Source organism: Candidatus Pseudothioglobus sp. uisw_070 (assembly GCF_059512545.2).
In genome coordinates, this window is sequence record NZ_CM183456.2 from 1,097,112 (window position 1) to 1,116,455 (window position 19,344).

The window sequence follows — 19,344 nt, forward strand, 5'->3', positions numbered from 1 at the left end:
TTAGAATTAATCAAAAGGATTCTTTAGAATTAGAGTTTCCTCCCTATCAGGTCCTGTTGACAAGATATGAACTGGAATCTGGCTTAGCTCTTCTATTTTTCGTATATAGTTTTTCGCCTCTTGAGGCAAGTCATCAAACGAATGAGTTCCAATTGTAGAGCACTTCCATCCTGGCATCTCTATGTATACAGGAGTTGCCGCACTATAGCCTTCAGCTGAAAATGGAGGGATAGTGGTTGTTTGGCCATCAATCTCATAAGCAATACATATCTTAATTAAATCTAATTCATCCATAACGTCTAGCTTTGTTAGGCATATTCCGCTTACAGCATTTAGTTTAAAGGATCGATTTAATATAACTAAATCAAGCCAGCCACATCGCCTTTGACGACCGGTAGTGGCGCCAAATTCATGCCCTCTCGAACAAAGCTCTCTTCCAATTGGATCGCCCTCATCGGTATTCACATCATAATCAAGCTCGGTTGGGAAGGGACCACCTCCAACTCGAGTGGTATAGGCTTTTACAATGCCTAAAACATAATCAATATCACGAACGCCAACACCAGAACCAGTGACAGCACCACCAGAAGTAGTATTTGAAGAGGTTACAAATGGATAGGTTCCTTGATCAATATCTAGAAGTGCTCCTTGAGCGCCCTCAAATAGGATATTTTCATCATTTGCCATTTGTTTATGCAGTTCGTCAGCAACGTCGATTATCATTGATTTAACGATCTTAGCTTGGCTTAATGCTTGCTCTAAAGTTTTTTTATAATCTACAGCTGGCTGCTTGTAATAATTTTGCAAACTAAAGTTGTGATAATCAACCACTTCTTTAAGTTTTACTGCAAAAAGCTCCTCATCTAAAAGATCACCAACTCTAAGACCTCTTCTGGCGACCTTGTCTTCATAAGCCGGTCCAATTCCATTTCCAGTAGTTCCAATTGCCGCTTTTCCTCTGTGAGCCTCACGCGCATTATCAAGCTCAATATGGTATGGGAGAATTAATGGGCATCCTGGACTTATTTTTAGTCGAGATTTAACCTCAACTCCTGACTCTTCGAGCTCATTCATTTCTTTTAAAAGCGCAGTCATTGAAAGAACAACCCCATGACCTATAAAACAATTAACACTGCTTCTAAGTATTCCAGAAGGGATTAGATGCAATACAGTCTTCTTACCATCTATGACTAAAGTATGGCCAGCATTATGGCCTCCCTGGAAACGAACAACAGAGCTTACTTTATCTGTAATAAGATCAACTATTTTTCCTTTACCCTCATCACCCCATTGAGTCCCAATGATTACTACATTCTTACCCATATTATTCCTTTAGCTTCCATTCATTGTTTTTATTTACAAAATCAACATCATCTGATCCTGTCAAATCTACTTTAATAATGTGCCCACTTGATCGAAGCTCATTAATTAAGAGTGTTAATTTTGAATCATTAGTGTTGGGCGCAACCAATATTTTTTGTTTTTTTACTGTTTTTAATTGCTGCTGAACTAGAAACTTAAGATCAAAAGAAAATCCTGTTGCATCTCTTGAAGAGCCAAAAGACTTTGTTAAGCCGCTGTATCTTCCTCCTTGGGCTAAAGCCTTAGAGAAGCTATTATGGTATGCTGCAAATACAACTCCATCATGATATTCATAAGCCTTAACTTCACCAAGGTCAAACATTAAGTTAATATTACGGTCTTTAAAAAAATCATGAAGTTTTCTAAGGTCATCAATCGCACTTAAAGCCGATGGAATGCCTTTAAATACTGAATTTGCATTATCTAGAACAGCTTCAGATCCATCCAAAGAAATTAATGCTTTAAACTTATCGCCATCTTGAATTTGATTATTTTTAAGAAAGTTATTTAAATCTGGAATTGACTTTCGCCTAAAAATATCTCTTAGTTTTGCTGACTCTTTAGGATTAAGATTTGCAGTGTCACAAAGGGCATTAAATATTGAAGTATTGCCCAAACTAAGAGTCACCCCATTAAGTCCTAAAAGCACTAATGACTCAATCATAAGGGTAATAATTTCTATGTCAGCATCTATTCCTTTAAACCCATAAAGCTCTGCGCCAGCCTGAATTGGAGACCTAGAGGCGTAAAAGTCATCCGCCTTAGTTTGTAATATTGCATTTATATAGCAATACCGGTCTACACGCTCAGATTTAACTCGCTTAGAGTCTATCCTTGCTATTTGAGGAGTTATGTCAGAGTGAACACCCAGCATTTTTCCAGAAATCGAATCAAGAAATTTAAACGTTTTCTCATCAATTGACTTGGAATTTAAAACTAACGTCTCTGCAAACTCTATCATTGGGGGCACAACTACTTCGTACCCCCAACTTTGATATAGATCTAATAAATCTCTTCTACTTTGTTCAAAAGTGATTGCCTGATCACCAGTGAGCTCATCTATGCCCTCAGGTAATTGCCAATTACTCACAACCCTTGTTTAGTTTGAAGGGTTAAAGTAGCGGAAAAACTCTGAATCAGGACTAAGTATTAAGATATCACCCTGCTGATTAAAAGACTTTTTATATGACTCCAAAGAGCGATAAAAAGAATAAAAATCAACATCTTGACTGTAAGCTTCAGCATAATTACTTGCTGAGATTGCATCTCCATTTCCTCGAATCTTTTCAGAATCTCTGTAGGCATTTGCCAGGATAATTGTTCTTTCTTTATCTGCAAAAGCCTGGATTTTTTCAGCTTCTTCAGCACCTTCTGAGCGGAATTTATTGGCGATACTTTTTCTTTCTGTCTCCATTCGACTATAGACTGAATTTCTAACTTCCTGAGCAAGCTCAATTCGTTTAATACGAACGTCTATAACCTCAATACCAAACTCATCTTCAGCAATTGCCTTAAGCTTGCTTTTCACACTTGCCATAATTGCATCACGCTGAGAGGAGACAACTTCAATAATAGTTCGCTTAGAAAATTCACTTCTAAGAGCATCCTGATTATTTTGAGCAAGCCTTAAGTTTGCCGATGACATCGCACCACCCGTTGATATATAAAACTTTTCTGTATCAACAATTCGCCACTTAACATAAGAGTCAACTGTTAAATTTTTCTTTTCAACAGTCAAAAATGATTCTGCTTGAGCATCTAATGTCTGAATACGCTGATCAAATGTAACCACATTATTCACAAAAGGAGTTTTAAACTTTAGACCTGGTTTATTTTCAACTGAAACAATTTCTCCCAGCCTTAGTTTAATTGCTACTTGCGTTTCATTAACAGTATACAAGCTTGAACTTATTAAGATTGCTACCAATACAGCTACTACTATAATAATTCTATTCATTATCTGTTCTCCCTTGAGCGTAATACACTTTCATCACTTTGACCCGATGGAGTTTGATTATAAGTACTTGTATTTGAACCAGATCTTGTAACCCTGTTGGAGTTAATTAACTGATCAATTGGCAGATACATAAGAGAATTAGAGTTTGAATCTACAATAACTTTGTTCGTATTACCTAGAACATCCTCTAAAGTCTCTCTATATAGCCTCTCCTTAGTAACACCTGGAGCCTTTGTATACTCAGTTAAGATCTGACTAAATCGATAAGCCTCACCCTCTGACTTAGAAACCACTTCTGATTTATAGGCTTCAGCTTCTGCGAGAAGCCTCTGACTTGCACCACGAGCCTTAGGAACAATATCATTTGCATAAGCCCGAGCTTCATTAATATATCTCTGCTCATCTTCCCTCGCCTTTACAACATCATCAAAGGCAGCTTTAAGTTGAACTGGTGGCTGAGCATCCTGCATAGTTACAGCTGTAATCTGTATACCAAGTCCATAATCATTAATGAGTGCCTGAGAGGCTGTTTTAACCTCTTGAGCAACTTGATCACGACCAGTAGTTAAAACGAAGTCCATTGTATTATCACCAACAACTTGCCTAATAATACTTTGAACGACATGACTTAAAGTCAGCTCTGGATTCGAAACATTAAATAAGTAATCTTGAGCGTTTGCAATTTTATATTGAACTGCAAGCTTAACATCAACCATGTTCTCATCACGAGTAAGCATTAATGACTCTGAACTTACTCCGCCACTATATGAATTTTGAGCGTTTCTAAAACCAATTTCTGCAGAACGAACTTGTTCCACATTAACTTTATAAACCGACTCTACTGGGTAAGGAATATGCCAGTGAGGGCCCTGGGTAGTTGAAGTTTGAAAAGCGCCAAATCTTAAAACAACGCCTCTTTCAGCTGGATCAATGATATAAATACCAGTTGCCATCCATACAATAAAAGCTAGAATAAATATGTATTTAAAACTACCTTTTGCAGCCTTACTTGCACCTGAGTTTCCTGATGACTTGCCACCAAATGTAGAGTTAAATTTATTTTTAAAATCCTTAATAACCTCATCAAGCTCAGGAGGAGTTTGATTGTTATCATCATTCCAGGCCATTGAGGCTCCATTTTGTTTTTTACTCACGTAATTTCCTTATAAATAAAAGTTAAATTAAAGATATGGTCAAAGTACAAAAAAACAAGTACTTTGTAATTTATTTCGATACAGAAAAATATAATTTTTTTCGAATTCAGGGATTATTTTACCCAATAAATAATAACTAAAGTTAAATTTGAGTTTGTTAAAGTTTGAAAATCTGGCTGAGTTTATAATTACATATAATGATAAAATATGTTTTTTTAATTATTTCTTTTGCTTCATGAAAAAATACTTAATTTTTCTTTTTTTAATTTTAAGCCATTTTTCTGTTAATGCCGAAGGAGTAAAACTAAGCTGCATCCCTAATGAGCCATTTTGTCTTAATTGTGCAGAACATCAAACCCTTTTCCCTCTTGAGGAGCTCTCGTCAAACACTGGGAGTCTTGATATTGAAGCAGATAATAGTGAAATACTCAGTGATAAATACCTTTTAAATGGAAATGTTGAAGTTAATTCTGATAAATTATTTCTTGCAGCTGATGATGTCGAAGTATCTACAGTAAATAAATCTTTGTTGGCAACTGGTGATGTTAGGTTTCAAGACGAATCTTACTTAATCACTGGTGATTTATTAACTGCAACCAGAGATGAAAATGATAATCTAATAGCAACAGCTACAAATGCAAACTACCAAGATTTTGGAGCTGGCCTAGGTGGTGCAAATGGCTATACTGAATACATTTCAAAAGCTTCAACTAGCGTTCTACTCACCAACTCAACATACAGTCTCTGTCCTGTTAATGAAAACGACTGGTTAATTGAAGCAGACCAAATTGAGCTTAACTTAGCCAAAAATCGAGGCGTTGCAGACAACGCGTTAATTAAATTTTATGGGGTTCCTATTTTTTACATGCCAAAATACAGCTGGGTACTTTCTGGAAGAGGGTCAGGCTTCTTAACTCCTAATTACTCATCCTATGCTGAGCCCGGAGCAGATGACTATTCTTCTAGCCTCAGAGTTCCTTTCTATTTTAATTTAGCGCCTGATCGTGACTTACTGGTTGCCTTGACTGCCATGTCTAGTAGAGGTTTTATCTATGAAGGCAAGTATCGTCAGTTGATTGCTCCTAAAATCTCACCTGATCATGAAGACTCAATGTGGTCGATTGAAGCAAAATACCTCCCAGAAGATAAAATCACTAACTTAAAAAGATGGCTTGTCAATTTTTCACAGGAAATGGATATTAGCGAAAAAATACACTTCAGTGCTAAATACTCTAGGGTGTCTGATTCAGACTACTTTAAAGAGATTTCTAGAACAAACACTGATGAAAAGACTCTCAAATCTAATATAAAACTTTCTTATGACGATGAAGAAAACAATCTATCTGCAGCCTTATTAACTGAAGATGAGCAAGTCATTAATGCTGGCGTTCCAGTCTATACTAGAGCGCTTGAAGCAAGTCTGTCTAAAACTTTTATTATAGATACTAATCAGAAGAAAAAAAATAATGCAGAAATAGATGCAGAAATAGAAAGACAATTCTATGAACAGGCCAAAGGAACCAGTGGAGAGATAGCTGCTGAAAAAATATATAATAAAGTAAAAATTGAAAGTTGGAAATACCCAAGCACATCTTTATCAGTCAATCTTTCAAGCACTAAATTTAACCATGATGATGTCACTAAAGAATCTGGGGTAAGGACGAATGGAAATTTTGAAATTTCAAGACCTTTTGCAGTAAAGTTTCCTAAAATCACTCCAAAAGCAAATGTCAACATCACTAATTACAGCCTAAAAAATAGTAACAACATAAATCGAACAATTTTAGGCTCTGGCCTAGATGTTGATTTTACTATTAATCTTCCTACCAGCATTTTTGGCTATGAAGCTAATCACCGAATCACTCCTTTAATATCTTACAACTATCGAGCAAAAAAAGTCCAAGGAAACATTCCTATTTTTGATACTGAAGATAAATTCGATGATATTATTACTTTTGCTGCTCTTACATCTGGTGAAAGATACACTGGACTTGACAGAATTACCAATGCTAATGACATTACTCTAAGCCTTGAGTCAAGTTACAGAGCCATAGATGCAATAGATGATGACAAAGATCTTTTAAATATGAGAATTGCGCAAAGTTTTTATACTGATGATGAGGTCGTAAGTGACACAGCTAGCACCAACTACGAAACTAGAAAATCTTATTCAGACATTGCTGCCTCTATTGATGTTGCACTAGGCAAGTATGTAATTAGTAGCTCAGCTCAATTTAATCCCGACACCTCTAAACTTGTCAAAAAAGAAAATAGCTTAACGTACACCTCTAACTCACGAAAATTTATTACTTTAAGTGTCAGTGACGATGGAACAAAAGAAACAGATAAGCTTTATGGCGCCTACCCACTAACAGATTCAATACACTTATTTGGCGGTCTTGATAAAACAACGTCTACTGGAATTACAAATTCAGAAACGACCGGCATAGCCTATGAATCCTGTTGTTGGGCGTTTAGGGTAGCTCACTTTAAAACAAATCATGGTGATGTTGGGTACGATTACAGCACTGGTTTTGAATTAGTCCTTACAGGACTTGGTTCAACTGCATCTCCGCTAAAGAGAAAAATAGAAGGAAATATTCCAGGGTACACAGCCAAGCTTAGATAATGAAAAGAGTTCTAGCTCTTCTTTTTATATTAAGCACTGGCTCTGTTTTTGGAGAAAATATTATTCTTGCTGTTGTTAACAATAGTTTAATCACATCCAACTTGCTTGAACCCTTTCTCTTTAATTCAAAATCTAAAGAGAGCAAAGTTGACATTATTAATCAGAGAATAAATATCATTCTTCAGCTACAAAAAACAAAAGATTTAAATATAGAAGCGTCTCTAAGTGATGTCAATTTAGCGTTACTGGAAATTTCAAAAAGTAACAATATCTCATTAGAGCGGCTTCAAGCTTATCCTGAATTTTTATCCTTAAAGGATGAAGTTTCAGAAAAAATCTCAATTCTTAACTTACAAAGATACGTCACAAAACACGTCACAATTGATGAAAATGAAGCTATTAATATTTGCTCAAAACAAACCTCTGAGAGCATTAAACAAATCAAAATTGCTCAGATTATCATTTCTGAAATAGAAGTTGAGAACCAAAATGATAAAGATACTGCCATTAAAGTATTTTTAAATAAACTTTCTAAGCATATTAGCAAAGGCGCCTCTTTTGAAAGTTTTGCAAAGCTTCATTCACAGCACTCGAGTTATGTAAACGGAGGCATAACTAATTGGATTGAGGTTAATAGCCCATCTGTCAAAATGCTAGATTCACTTAAAAACAGTGAAGTCTCACAAATATATTTGACTGACTTTGGTTTCGCAATTGGAATTAAATTAGATGAGCGCTTTGTTAGTAGTAATCTAAAACAATGCAAAGAAAAATTAATCTACCTGAAAGCTGAAAAATTTTACTCTAATTGGGTTAATGGGCTCCGTGAAGAAGCATTTATAAAAATTTATCATGATGCACTATAATATTAAATATGTCTAAATCTATCTACATATTTGGCTTTCACAGCATTGAAAGCCTTTTAAATACTAATCCTGAATCTGTCTTAAAAGTCTTTATTCAAAATGGTAGGAAAGATAATAGAGTTAATGATTTAAATGAAACACTGTCTGATTTGAAAATACCATTTTCAGGGGTAGATAAAAATGATCTTGATCGCATTGCAAAAGGTGAAGTGCATCAAGGCGTAATTTCTGAAGTTATTCTTCCCCCTCTTTTAACAGAAGATGCTCTTTTAAGCTCTATTGAGAATTTATCAGAAAAACCTCTAATTCTAATATTAGACTCCATTCAAGACCCAAGAAATTTAGGAGCGTGTCTTAGAAGTGCAAATGCTGCAGGAGTTAGTCATGTCATTATCAACAAAGACGGCTCTGCTCCAATCAATGCCTTAGTGCACAAAACCTCAGCAGGAGCAATCAATAGTCTTCAGATTTTTCATGTCACAAATCTATCAAGGACAATAAAATCAATCCAAGAAAAAGGCATATGGGTGATTGGTCTTGATGGTGATTCTTCATCAAAAATCTATGATGTTAATTTATCTGATTCAACTGCTATTGTTATGGGCACTGAAGGAAAAGGAATTAGGCAGTTAATTAAAAAAACATGTGATCAGCTTGTTACCATTCCGATGTCAGGAAATATTGAAAGTCTTAATGTTTCGGTGGCAACCGGTATTGCTCTATTCGAAAGTAAAAGACAAAGAGAAAGTAGTTAACACTCTCAGAAGTTTCGGGTAAAATACTCACGCTTTAGAAATCAGATTATGGAAACAGTTAAACAGCTTCCTAAAACGATTAAATTATTTAAGTTTGCTAGAAAAGAGGCTAACTTGCATGGTGACTATAAAATTGCCGCCATGCCTAGAATTTCTGAGATAGCTAGAAATACTGAAGACAGTATAAAGGTTGATTTATCGTTCTATTTAGAAAATGATAAAACGCCATGTATAAAGGGGATAATTAACGCAAACATTATTTTAGATTGCCAGCGCTGTTTAGAGGCATTCCCTGTTGAGTTAAAAGTAAATTTTAATTTAGCATTTGTAAGGTACGAAGATCAAGCTGAAGGACTAGATTCTAGTTTTGAAGTCTATATTATCGGAGAAGAGGGAGATTTAGATTCAATAGATTTAATTACAGATGAGATTCTGTTATCAATTCCTATGGCCCCTTCTCATGATTTTGATTGTAGTTTAAAGATAGACAAAGAAGAGATAGTTGAAGAGATTCGTAAAAATCCCTTTGATGTTCTAAAAAATATTAAAATGACTGATTTCGATAAGGAGTAACAAAATGGCAGTACAAAAAAGCAGAAAAACACCATCAAAAAGAGGGATGCGTCGCTCACATAATGCGTTGAAAAACCCTGCATTATCTGAAGATCAAGAAACTGGTGAAACTCATCTAAGACATCATATTACTGCAGACGGATACTATCGTGGTAAGCAAGTTATTAAGTCAGCCGCTGATGATATCGAAGAAGTAGAAGCTTAAATCTAATCCATGTCAATAAAGGTGTCAATCGATGCCTCAGGTGGTGACTTTGGAATTCCTATCACCATTAATGCTGGTATCATCGCTTTAAAAACTTTTAGTGATCTTGCGGTTGCTTTTGTGGGTGATGAAAAAGCCATAAAGAATGAAATTAATAATACCTCAATTCCTCAAAAAATTTTAGAAAGAATAGAGATAAAGCATGCATCTCAAGTCATCAATATGGACGACTCTCCTTCTACGGCTCTAAGGCACAAAAAGGACTCCTCTATGAGAGTTGCCATTAATCTTGTAAAAGATGGAGACGCTCATGCTTGTGTAAGTGCTGGAAATACAGGCGCCCTTCTATCTATAGCAAAGTTTGTCCTTAAAACTATTAAAGGGGTAGATAGGCCAGCAATTATGTCTGCCGTACCTACATTAACAGGTCGGCCTACTCACATTCTTGACTTAGGTGCTAATGTTGACTCAAAACCCGAAACATTATTACAATTTGCAATTATGGGTTCAATAGCTGTTCAAAATACAGAAAATATCGAAAATCCTACTGTTGGGTTACTAAATGTTGGCTCTGAAGAGCTAAAAGGTCATTGGAAAATTCAAGAAACGGCTGAATTATTAAAAAACTCATCTCTTAACTATATTGGCTTTGTAGAGGGAGATGATATTTATAAAGGAAGTGTTGATGTTATTGTATGTGATGGTTTTGAAGGAAATATTGCGCTGAAAGCTAGTGAAGGGGTTGCCCATATGTTTTCACATTTCATCAAAAAATCTTTTAACAAAAATATTTTTACAAAAATAGCCGCTCTAATAGCAAGCTCAGTTATGAGGGATTTTAAATCTAGAGTTGATCCTGGAAAATACAATGGTGCAAGCTTACTTGGCTTAAAAGGTGTTGTAGTTAAAAGTCATGGCAAAGCAGATGTTGACTCTTTCTTTCAAGCAATTAAAGAAGCTTATCTTGAGGCACATGCTAAAATTACTGATAAGATTTCAGTTCAATTGACTCGTGAATTAGAAGAACATAAGTAATTATCCACTAGTGAATAAATTAGTATTTGAATCGCATCCAACTTAAAGTTACTATAAATGGAAATCTTCGAAATAAAAACTATAATACTTAATTTATATATTACTAGCTCTTGTGATATGGAATTTTTGATTAAGTTATGAGTGGCCAAAGACGTTGGCTTAAAGTATGGGCTAGAACTGTCGGAATGCCAGTAGGTATTTCAGATGAAGATAAGCCAGAATTCTTACCTATCACACAAACAGATGTAAAAAAAGCCCTAGTCTTCCGGACTTTTTGGATCATACTACACGTACTAACTTGCGTTATGATTATAGTGGGAAATGGAAGGTCGCTTGGTTGGTGGTAAAATAATGGTACAAAGAGATTTAATGTAAATGAAAACAGGTTCAATCAAAAGAATAATAGAAGCTCAATAATGAAAAAATTTGCAAGAATTATCGGTACTGGAAGTTACTTACCAAGTAAGATTGTTACTAATCTTGATCTTGAAAAAACTCTAAATACAACTGACGAATGGATAACTGCTCGGACTGGAATTAAAGAGAGGCGAATAGTAACAGACGAAAGTACGTGTGATCTTGCTCTTGAAGCAAGTAAAAATGCCCTTGAAATGGCTCAAATTAGCCCTTCAGAGATTGATCTTATTATTCTTGCTACAACTACGCCTGATAAAATTTTTCCTGCAACAGCAACAATGCTTCAAGACCGTCTTGGAGCCTCATGTCCAGCATTTGACCTTCAAGCAGTTTGCGCAGGCTTTGTCTTTGCCCTTACAACCGCGCAGCAGTATATTGAAAACAGTAGTTTTAAAAATATACTAGTTGTTGGTAGTGAAACAATGTCAAAGATTGTTGACTGGAAAGATCGCTCTACTGCAATCCTTTTTGCTGATGGCGCTGGAGCCGTAGTAATTAACTCTGATATTACAACTGGTATAAAGCACTCTAAGCTTTATAGCGATGGTAGTTTCTTGTCATCTCTTCATGTTAACAACAATCGCATTAATGAATTAGGTACGATTGAAATGTTAGGCAATGAAGTTTTTAAGATTGCAGTTAATAGACTTTCAGATTTGGCAGAAGAAACACTTCAAGATTGTAATATGACATCTGACGATATTACTTGGATGGTGCCACATCAAGCTAATATCCGTATTATTAAAGCAGTTGCAAAGCGAATTAACTTGCCTATGAGTAAAGTAATTCAAACTCTAGATACGCATGGAAATACTTCAGCTGCCTCTATTCCTTTGGCTCTTGATACAGGTGTGCGAGATGGGAGAATTAAAAAAGGTGACGTGTTACTTTTTGAAGGAATTGGTGGCGGATTCAGCTGGGGTAGTGTTCTTCTTGAATACTAAAAAGAGCGCTTCATTAACTTAATAGTTAGGTCCCTTAAAGGTTTTTCATCAACGCTAAGAAATGATATTTCATCAATAGCCTCTCGGTAAAGACTTTCATACTTTTTAACTGATTCATCTAATCCCAAAATAGATGGATATGAAGGTTTATTTTTTTTAAAATCTGAATTTTGTCGCTTACCTAATATCTCATCTGAGGCGATTACGTCCAATACATCATCCTGAACCTGATAAGCAAGCCCTATGTGATTTGAGAAAGAATCTAATATAGATAAGTTTTTTTTACTAATATTAGGATTCAAAATAGCCCCAAACATTACAGAACAATTTAAAAGTGAACCTGTTTTCTTTTTATGCAAATTATTTAGCAGCTCTATATCAACCTCTTTAGAGACAACAGATAAGTCAATTGACTGCCCTTCAGCCATCTCAAAAGCTGACAATGATAACAAATTTAATAATTTTACTTTTGTAGCTGAATCAATTAAGTCATCACTAGAAATTACCTCAAATGCTAAAGCCTGCAGGCCATCGCCTGCAAGTATTGCCTGAGCCTCACCATAAACTTTATGAGAGGACGGCTGATTATGCCTAATATCATCATCATCCATTGCAGGAAGATCATCGTGAATAAGAGAGTAGATATGAATTAACTCAATAGCACAAGCGCTCGAATCAACTTTTTGGATATCGATACTAAACAAATTAGCCACAGTATAAGTAAGGATTGGTCTAAAGCGTTTTCCACCAGCCAAAACGCTATACTTCATAATATTTTTTAGCTCACTCTGATAAGAATTATCAAGCGAAATAGAGCTCAAATAATTTTCTAGATAGGAGTTAACTCGCTCCCGATAAGCCTCAAGAATCTCCAAAGGGCTTCTCTTCATTATAGTTATCAGTGTCGGTTAAAACACTTATTCGCTGTTCAGCATCAGTAAGCGCAGTATGACATTGCCTATGAATTTTAACGCCTTCTTCAAAGTATTTAAGTGAATCCTCTAAACTGAGTTCACCCGACTCCATCTTGTTAATAATTTCCTCGAGCTGCAATAAGCCTTTATTAAAATTAAATTTATCTGTCATTTTTATTACCTTAATTTCATGAATTATTTAAAATTTTATCCATCCATGAGCTTGGTAATATTCTACCTAAAAAAGCAAATAATTTGGTTGGAAAGGTGACACGATAATGAATTTTTGGTGAGCTTGACTTTAGAGCATGAAGTGCGCACTTCAATACAGCCTCTGGTGGAAGAGTAAATTGAGCATTCTTGTCTGATTCAAGCCTTTGAATCATTGTGTTATATTGTTCTTTATAATTACTCTGTGAACTATCTACATTTTCCTTAAAGGCTAAATAAGCATTGGCTCTAAATTTTGATTCTATTGGACCAGGCTGAATTAAAGAAAATTTAATGTTTGTATCACTTAGTTCCAGTCTTAAAGTATTAACTAGCCCCTCTATTGCGAACTTAGATGCAATATAAGGGCCTCTAAATGGCATAGCAACAAACCCTAAAACAGAGCTTATATAAATAACTCGACCTATGTTTTCTTTTCTCATTTTAGGTAATACTAAATTAGTCAACTCATGCCAACCAAAAACATTCGCTTGAAATTGCTTCTCTAAAGCATCTCGGGAAATATCCTCTAGAGCGCCAGCTTGTCCATAAGCGCCATTATTAATTAAAGCATAAAGGTTATTAGTCTTTTGATAAAGTTCTGAAATAGCATCATTTATTGAGCCTGAGGAAGACAAATCAAGTAACAAAGACTCAAAACCTAGAGCTTTGAGTTTATCTACGTCATTACTATTTCTAGCACTTGCAAAAACACGGTAACCTTCAGAGCGAAATCCATGAGCAAGGCAAAGACCTATTCCACTGGAGCATCCAGTAATAAGAACTGACTTTAGTTTTGAAGAGCTGTCCAATGTTCTGCCTTATTTTTTAATTCTAAATCAATACTTTGTGAACGCAATACCAGAAAGTCATAAGCCATACGAAAACGTGGATTACTGATTAAGTCACTTTCTTTTTTTGGATTACAATTTTCAAGTTGATATTGCATCAACCAAATATCTTTAACTCGAGTTGACAACCATCGAGGCATCATAACTTGCTGAGTTTGATTTTTAATAACATACTCTGCAGCATTAATCATTGTCTCTACTCGAGGTTTATTTTTTTTATTAGTCACAACAACTCTTAAATTAAACGAACCCCAAAGAAAGACAGCAAAAATAAACGCGGGAGTAACAGAATTACCGCTCTTAATTCTTTTAGAAGTATTTTCTAAAGCGGCATTAATAAATAAACTTTCTTTAGTTTGGGAGAATAAATGCTTTAATAATCCAAAATTTAAAAGTTCATTAAAAACTTCAATTGAGTTTTCATTGTGGAACAGTTTAATGACTTCTTCATAGAGTCTCGCAGGCGGTATATTAGCTAATAAATGCGCATTACTCGATATACTTTTTGAAAGCTCTGGCTCTAATTGAGCGCCAAGTTTAACCTTAAAGCGAACAGCCCGAATCATTCTAACAGGATCTTCTTCAAAACGCTCTTTTGGATTACCTATCATTTTAATTTCGGCAGCTTTTAAATCGTCTAGGCCTCCAACATAATCAATAACCTGGGAGTTTACAAGATCATAATAAAGACCATTTACAGTAAAATCTCTTCTGAATACATCATCTTCCAATGATCCATAAAAGTTGTCCCGAACAACCACACCACTATTAGAAGTTTTAACCTTGCCAGCGCGAAAAGTAGCTACTTCAATAAATTTTCTTGCAGAAAACATTATATGAACTAATCTAAAGCGCCTTCCAATAATTCTTGAGCGTTTAAAAGTTTTGTTAACCTGCTCTGGGGTTGCGTCTGTAGCAATATCAAAATCTTTAGGCTCATAGCCTAACAATAAATCTCGTATACAGCCACCAACTAAATAAGCATCATATCCAGCTTTAATTAAAGTCTGAACTATCTTTATAGCATCTTTATCAAGTAGCTTTTTGTCAAATTTAACAGTCTGACGAACTGGGGTCATAAGCTCACAACTTCTCTAGGCGTCCAGCCATCTTTTCTATGCTCACATTCGATATTTGTATAAACCCCACCCCTAACATTAAAAATAGCCTTTAATCTTATAAAGCGAGGATTCATAGCCTCAACTAAATCATCAAGGATTTTATTAGTAACAGCTTCATGAAAAGCACCCTCATTTCTGTAGGACCAAAAATAATTTTTTAGTGCTTTAAGTTCAACACAAAAATTATCAGCTATATATTCAATATGGATATCAGCAAAATCTGGCTGCCCAGTCAAAGGGCAAAGGCATGTAAATTCTGATGAATCAATACGAATTACAAAATCCCTTTCACTATTAGGATTATCAAAAACTTCTAAAATTTTACTTGGTGAGCTAGACATGACTTTTCTCTTTAATATTAAAAAAGGCTATTTTATCAACAAAGTAAGCAACTTTTCCTTCTCTAAATTGATAAAAAATTATTAAAATTAATAATAATAGCAAATGAATACCCCACATTCCAATTAGTGGGCTAAGTTGGCCACTCTCAATTGCACTTTTCGCAACTAACAAGGCATTGTTGTATAGCATGAAAATAATTATTCCAAATATAAGATTAATTCCTTTTCCAGTTCTTGGAGATGACTTTCCTAGAAAAACACCAAATATAGAAAGGATTAAAACTGAAAGAGGCTGGGAAATTCTCCATTGAATCTCTGCATTTGCATTAACACCGCCCTCTCTTAACAGATCTATTGTATTTCTCTCTTCTATTTCTGAAAAACTCGCTATAGATTTTTGAATATCACCTGAAACTATCTCCAAGTCATATTTCTCAAAATTAAGAATATTGATGTTTTTATCACCGGGTAACCCCTCATATCTCGTACCATTTTCAAGTCGAAGATATATGCTGCCATTTTTTGCATCAGTATATTTTTTTGCATCTGAAGCAAGAACAACTACTGGACTCTCATCATCTAGCGCATAAATAAAGACTTCTTCCATATTTTGCTCACCAACGATGTCACTTACTTTTGATTCAGAGGCATAAAAAACAATCTCACCATTTTTAAAGCTCTCAAACTTTCCTTCTGTAATAAATGAAAATTCTGATGCATTAACCGTTTCATCTTCAGTGTAACTTTTCTGCTGTTTAGCCCATGGAACTGCGAATATAGTTAAATAAAAAATAATAATAAAAGTAAAAAAAATGATTGGTTTGATTAGATTCATAAATTCCCTATCGCCAAGTCCAATAGAATTCATTACCACCGCCTCTGAGTTTTTGTAGAGTTGAGATATAGCAATAATAATCGACAGAAAAAGGGATAAAATTAATATTATTGGGGTATCTCTTAGCATGTTAAAGCCGATTAATGGCATTAACTCTTTAATAGGAATTCCAAAGGACATGCTCTCTTGAACAGTTAGAACAAACTGATTACCAAATACTATAAGTCCAATTATAAAAGTTATCGCAATAAAAAATATAAATAAATTGCTCAGTAAGTACCTGGAAATTATAGTATTTTTGAATTTAAAAAACTTAAGTAGCATTCTGATAATTATAAAATAATCTCAACAGCTAATTGAGCATTACTTCTTTTGCTTCATTGAATCGAAAAACTCATCATTTGTTTTAGAAAATCTCAATCTCTCAATTAAAAACTCAGCAGCCTCAACAGTATCCATAGGGTGAAGAATTTTTCTCAAAATCCACATTTTCTGTAATTCTTGCTCATCTGTCATAAGCTCTTCACGACGAGTACCTGAGGCATTTATATTAATTGCTGGGAATATTCGTTTTTCGGATAACCTTCTTTCAAGATGCAGCTCCATATTACCTGTGCCTTTAAATTCTTGATAGATGACTTCGTCCATCTTAGAGCCAGTCTCCACTAACGCAGTAGCAATTATAGTAATGCTGCCCCCATTTTCAATATTTCTTGCTGCACCAAAAAAACGTTTTGGCCTTTGTAAAGCATTTGCATCAACACCACCAGTTAGGACTTTCCCAGATGAAGGGGCTACAGTATTATAGGCCCTTGCTAAACGAGTTATAGAGTCAAGCAAAATAATAACATCTTTGCCTTGCTCTGCTCTTCTTTTAGCTTTTTCAATAACAATTTCAGCAATTTGGACGTGTCTTTTCGCAGGCTCATCAAAAGTAGAAGAAATAACCTCGCCTCTAACAGTTCGCTCCATTTCTGTAACCTCTTCTGGCCTCTCATCAATTAATAAAACAATTAATTCGCACTCAGGGTGATTAACAGCAATCGATGATGCAATATTTTGCAAAATCATAGTTTTTCCAGCCTTTGGAGGGGCTACTAATAATCCTCTTTGTCCTTTTCCAATAGGGGCAACTAAATCAATTACTCTAGCAGTTATATCCTCTGTACCACCATTACCTAATTCTAGTCCTAATCTTTCATTAGGATGCAATGGTGTTAGTGAAGAAAAAGGTATGCGGTTTCTAACACTCTCTGGAGAGTCTTCATTTACCTCAGAAACTTTTACTAAAGCAAAATACTTTTCACCTTTTTTTGGAGCCCTAATTTTTCCAGTAACAACGTCACCAGTTAATAAATTAAAACGCCTAATTTGATTAGGTGAAACATAAATATCATCAGGGCCTGACACATATGAGTCATTTGAAGATCTAAGAAAACCATAGCCCTCTTGTAAAATGTCTAGAACACCATCTCCTAGAACCTCTTCATCGTTATCTGCTTTATGTTTGAGAATTGCAAAAATTAAAGTTTGTTTTTTTGCTCTTGAAATATTCTCAATACCAAGGGATTGAGCAAGCTCTAAAAGCTCGGCAGGAGTCTTAATTTTAAGTTCTGATAGTTTCATATAGATTTTTTAAAGTAATTAGAGGGGATTGGCATATTGCCCAGGAGTATGTAAGTAAGTATTTTTATTTGAATTTGATAAAGGAAGAGTGATTTAGAGAATGTTTTATATATAGTTAAATGATGTTATTAAATATTAGAATCCAAAAATGCATTTAAGTTTGCCTTAGAAAGAGCACCGACCTTTGTTGCGTGAACTGCACCATCTTTAAATAGAAGCATCGTTGGAATACCTCTTATGCCATACTTAGGTGGTAATTGAGTATTTTCGTCAACATTGACTTTTGCTATTGTAATTCGTCCTTCATATTCATCAGCAATTTCATCAAGAATAGGGGCTAAAGCCTTACATGGTCCACACCATTCGGCCCAAAAATCTACTAAAACAGGTTGAGTTGAGCTAACTACAACAGCCTCAAACGAAGCGTCACTGACTACTTTAATTTTGTCGTTCATGTATTAAAAAATTGGAAAGTAAAAAAATTGAATCGAGCTAATTTGCAGTCATTATAACACTTCCTGACATAAAAACTATTTTTTTAAAAAAGATTATCACCTAGGAAAAATAGTAAATATTCAGTAGTTTGTTATAGTTAAGTTATAACGGCAAGTATTACTGGTATGGTAATGAATGATAAAGCAACTTGAGTAGTAACAATACTTGTCATCAACTGTTCATCTCCGCCAAATTGTTTCGCTAATGCATGGGATGATGCGGCAGTTGGGACAGATGCAAAGATAACCGCAACAACTACCTCTAACTGGCTAAGCCCCATTGATGATGCAACAATATATGCGATTACAGGAAATGCTATCAATTTGAGAGAATTAGAAATAATAATTGGGGTCATTTTTAATGCAAGATCTCTTACTTTAATCTTTGCGCCAATAGTTAGAAGCATTATTGGTAATGCTGCAGAGCCAAGAAGACCAGAAGTTTCATGAACAATAATTAGTTTGTCTGACTCAATTAATGATACAAATAAACCAGCAATCATTGCAAGTATGAATGGGTTTTTTATTAATTCTATAAATATATTGGCTATTCCTTTTGTAGTATCAGCTTGTCCAGGCTGAGTTAAGTTAGAGACCATGATAGAGATTACAACAATATTGATACTAGGAACATATAAAAGCATAAACACAGCTCCAATTGCTAAACCCTCATCTCCAAAAAGGCTGCCTGCTATTGCTAGTGCAATAAATGCGTTATGCCTTGCAGCGCCCTGCAAAATTGATGACCAAGACTCAGGAGAATACCCTAGCAGCTTACCCATCAGAACTGACACAATTGTTACAATAAATAACCCAGAAAGTATAACTACCCCATAACTATAAATCATTGATGAAGATAAGTGAATTTGAGATATGTGGTGAAATAAAAGAGATGGAATTAGAACCCAATAAACAAGCTTATCATTAACGTCCCAAAAAGATACATCAGGAACCCCAAGTCTTCTTAGTACATTACCTAGAATTATCAGAATAAATACTGGTGAAATAAGTAAAAATATTTGAAAGAAATTTGAAAGCATTTATACTTTTTTTAT

21 protein-coding genes are annotated in these 19,344 nt (G+C 34.9%); 8 read left to right on the forward strand and 13 right to left on the reverse strand.

The annotated features are described in order from the left end of the window. Positions 1-6 precede the first annotated feature (6 nt). From AC5YGD_RS05475 to hflK, 4 genes are read right to left on the reverse strand one after another with little or no spacing between them, the layout of a single operon-like run. Positions 7-1,323: an adenylosuccinate synthase gene (locus tag AC5YGD_RS05475; protein ID WP_496141007.1), complete on the reverse strand. Its 1,317-nt coding sequence runs from the start codon at positions 1,321-1,323 to the stop codon at positions 7-9. A 1-nt stretch (position 1,324) separates the two neighbouring features. Continuing rightward, entirely contained in the window at positions 1,325-2,452 is a 1,128-nt protein-coding gene (locus tag AC5YGD_RS05480; RefSeq protein WP_496141008.1) for an ATP phosphoribosyltransferase regulatory subunit, read from the reverse strand. 9 nt (positions 2,453-2,461) lie between these two features. Beyond that, positions 2,462-3,319: a protease modulator HflC gene (gene hflC, locus AC5YGD_RS05485; protein WP_271558671.1), complete on the reverse strand. Its 858-nt coding sequence runs from the start codon at positions 3,317-3,319 to the stop codon at positions 2,462-2,464. Further along, positions 3,319-4,446 carry an FtsH protease activity modulator HflK gene (hflK, locus tag AC5YGD_RS05490; RefSeq protein ID WP_496142358.1) on the reverse strand — a complete coding sequence of 376 codons (1,128 nt, stop codon included), beginning with the start codon at positions 4,444-4,446 and terminating at the stop codon, positions 3,319-3,321. Before hflK ends, hflC begins: the two co-directional genes overlap by 1 nt. Before the next feature lie 262 nt (positions 4,447-4,708). On the opposite strand from hflK, the gene AC5YGD_RS05495 reads away from it, so the two are divergent. The 8 genes from AC5YGD_RS05495 (at position 4,709) to AC5YGD_RS05530 (ending at position 11,897) form a co-directional block, all read left to right on the forward strand. Then, positions 4,709-7,102: an LPS assembly protein LptD gene (locus AC5YGD_RS05495; RefSeq protein WP_496141010.1), complete on the forward strand. Its 2,394-nt coding sequence runs from the start codon at positions 4,709-4,711 to the stop codon at positions 7,100-7,102. Beyond that, positions 7,102-7,968, forward strand: coding sequence for a peptidylprolyl isomerase (locus tag AC5YGD_RS05500; RefSeq protein WP_496141011.1), 867 nt, complete (start codon positions 7,102-7,104; stop codon positions 7,966-7,968). Before AC5YGD_RS05495 ends, AC5YGD_RS05500 begins: the two co-directional genes overlap by 1 nt. 8 nt (positions 7,969-7,976) lie before the next feature. Next, complete coding sequence (gene rlmB, locus AC5YGD_RS05505) at positions 7,977-8,723, forward strand: 23S rRNA (guanosine(2251)-2'-O)-methyltransferase RlmB (RefSeq protein WP_496141012.1); 747 nt, start codon at positions 7,977-7,979, stop codon at positions 8,721-8,723. A gap of 48 nt (positions 8,724-8,771) precedes the next feature. Beyond that, positions 8,772-9,296 carry a YceD family protein gene (locus AC5YGD_RS05510; RefSeq protein WP_496141014.1) on the forward strand — a complete coding sequence of 175 codons (525 nt, stop codon included), beginning with the start codon at positions 8,772-8,774 and terminating at the stop codon, positions 9,294-9,296. A gap of 4 nt (positions 9,297-9,300) precedes the next feature. After that, a complete protein-coding gene (gene rpmF, locus AC5YGD_RS05515) occupies positions 9,301-9,501 on the forward strand; it encodes a 50S ribosomal protein L32 (protein WP_020024645.1) in 201 nt (66 codons plus the stop codon). Between the two features lie 9 nt (positions 9,502-9,510). Next, positions 9,511-10,536, forward strand: a complete 1,026-nt coding sequence (gene plsX / locus AC5YGD_RS05520) for a phosphate acyltransferase PlsX (protein WP_496141016.1) — start codon at positions 9,511-9,513, stop codon at positions 10,534-10,536. Between the two features lie 137 nt (positions 10,537-10,673). Continuing rightward, positions 10,674-10,883 carry a hypothetical protein gene (locus AC5YGD_RS05525; RefSeq protein WP_496141017.1) on the forward strand — a complete coding sequence of 70 codons (210 nt, stop codon included), beginning with the start codon at positions 10,674-10,676 and terminating at the stop codon, positions 10,881-10,883. A gap of 69 nt (positions 10,884-10,952) precedes the next feature. Beyond that, on the forward strand, positions 10,953-11,897 hold the full coding sequence (locus tag AC5YGD_RS05530; RefSeq protein WP_496141018.1) for a beta-ketoacyl-ACP synthase 3: 945 nt from the start codon (positions 10,953-10,955) through the stop codon (positions 11,895-11,897). Here the strand turns inward: AC5YGD_RS05530 and AC5YGD_RS05535 are convergent. The 9 genes from AC5YGD_RS05535 to AC5YGD_RS05575 form a co-directional block, all read right to left on the reverse strand. Continuing rightward, positions 11,894-12,787: a farnesyl diphosphate synthase gene (locus tag AC5YGD_RS05535; protein WP_496141019.1), complete on the reverse strand. Its 894-nt coding sequence runs from the start codon at positions 12,785-12,787 to the stop codon at positions 11,894-11,896. The genes AC5YGD_RS05530 and AC5YGD_RS05535 overlap by 4 nt on opposite strands. After that, positions 12,759-12,983, reverse strand: a complete 225-nt coding sequence (locus AC5YGD_RS05540) for an exodeoxyribonuclease VII small subunit (RefSeq protein ID WP_496141021.1) — start codon at positions 12,981-12,983, stop codon at positions 12,759-12,761. Before AC5YGD_RS05540 ends, AC5YGD_RS05535 begins: the two co-directional genes overlap by 29 nt. A 16-nt stretch (positions 12,984-12,999) precedes the next feature. After that, positions 13,000-13,833 (reverse strand): SDR family NAD(P)-dependent oxidoreductase, encoded by an 834-nt coding sequence (locus tag AC5YGD_RS05545; protein ID WP_496141023.1) that lies wholly within the window; start codon positions 13,831-13,833, stop codon positions 13,000-13,002. Continuing rightward, positions 13,812-14,951 (reverse strand): polynucleotide adenylyltransferase PcnB, encoded by a 1,140-nt coding sequence (pcnB, locus tag AC5YGD_RS05550; protein ID WP_496141024.1) that lies wholly within the window; start codon positions 14,949-14,951, stop codon positions 13,812-13,814. The genes AC5YGD_RS05545 and pcnB overlap by 22 nt, the downstream gene beginning before the upstream one ends. Continuing rightward, on the reverse strand, positions 14,948-15,334 hold the full coding sequence (gene queF / locus AC5YGD_RS05555) for a preQ(1) synthase (protein ID WP_496141025.1): 387 nt from the start codon (positions 15,332-15,334) through the stop codon (positions 14,948-14,950). Before queF ends, pcnB begins: the two co-directional genes overlap by 4 nt. Beyond that, positions 15,327-16,493, reverse strand: coding sequence for an LPS export ABC transporter permease LptF (gene lptF / locus AC5YGD_RS05560; RefSeq protein WP_496141026.1), 1,167 nt, complete (start codon positions 16,491-16,493; stop codon positions 15,327-15,329). The genes queF and lptF overlap by 8 nt, the downstream gene beginning before the upstream one ends. Positions 16,494-16,532: 39 nt before the next feature. Next, entirely contained in the window at positions 16,533-17,795 is a 1,263-nt protein-coding gene (gene rho, locus AC5YGD_RS05565; RefSeq protein WP_416686213.1) for a transcription termination factor Rho, read from the reverse strand. Positions 17,796-17,923: 128 nt separating this feature from the next. Next, entirely contained in the window at positions 17,924-18,250 is a 327-nt protein-coding gene (gene trxA, locus AC5YGD_RS05570) for a thioredoxin TrxA (protein ID WP_496141027.1), read from the reverse strand. Between the two features lie 137 nt (positions 18,251-18,387). Next, positions 18,388-19,329, reverse strand: coding sequence for an AEC family transporter (locus AC5YGD_RS05575; RefSeq protein WP_416686215.1), 942 nt, complete (start codon positions 19,327-19,329; stop codon positions 18,388-18,390). Positions 19,330-19,344 lie beyond the last annotated feature (15 nt).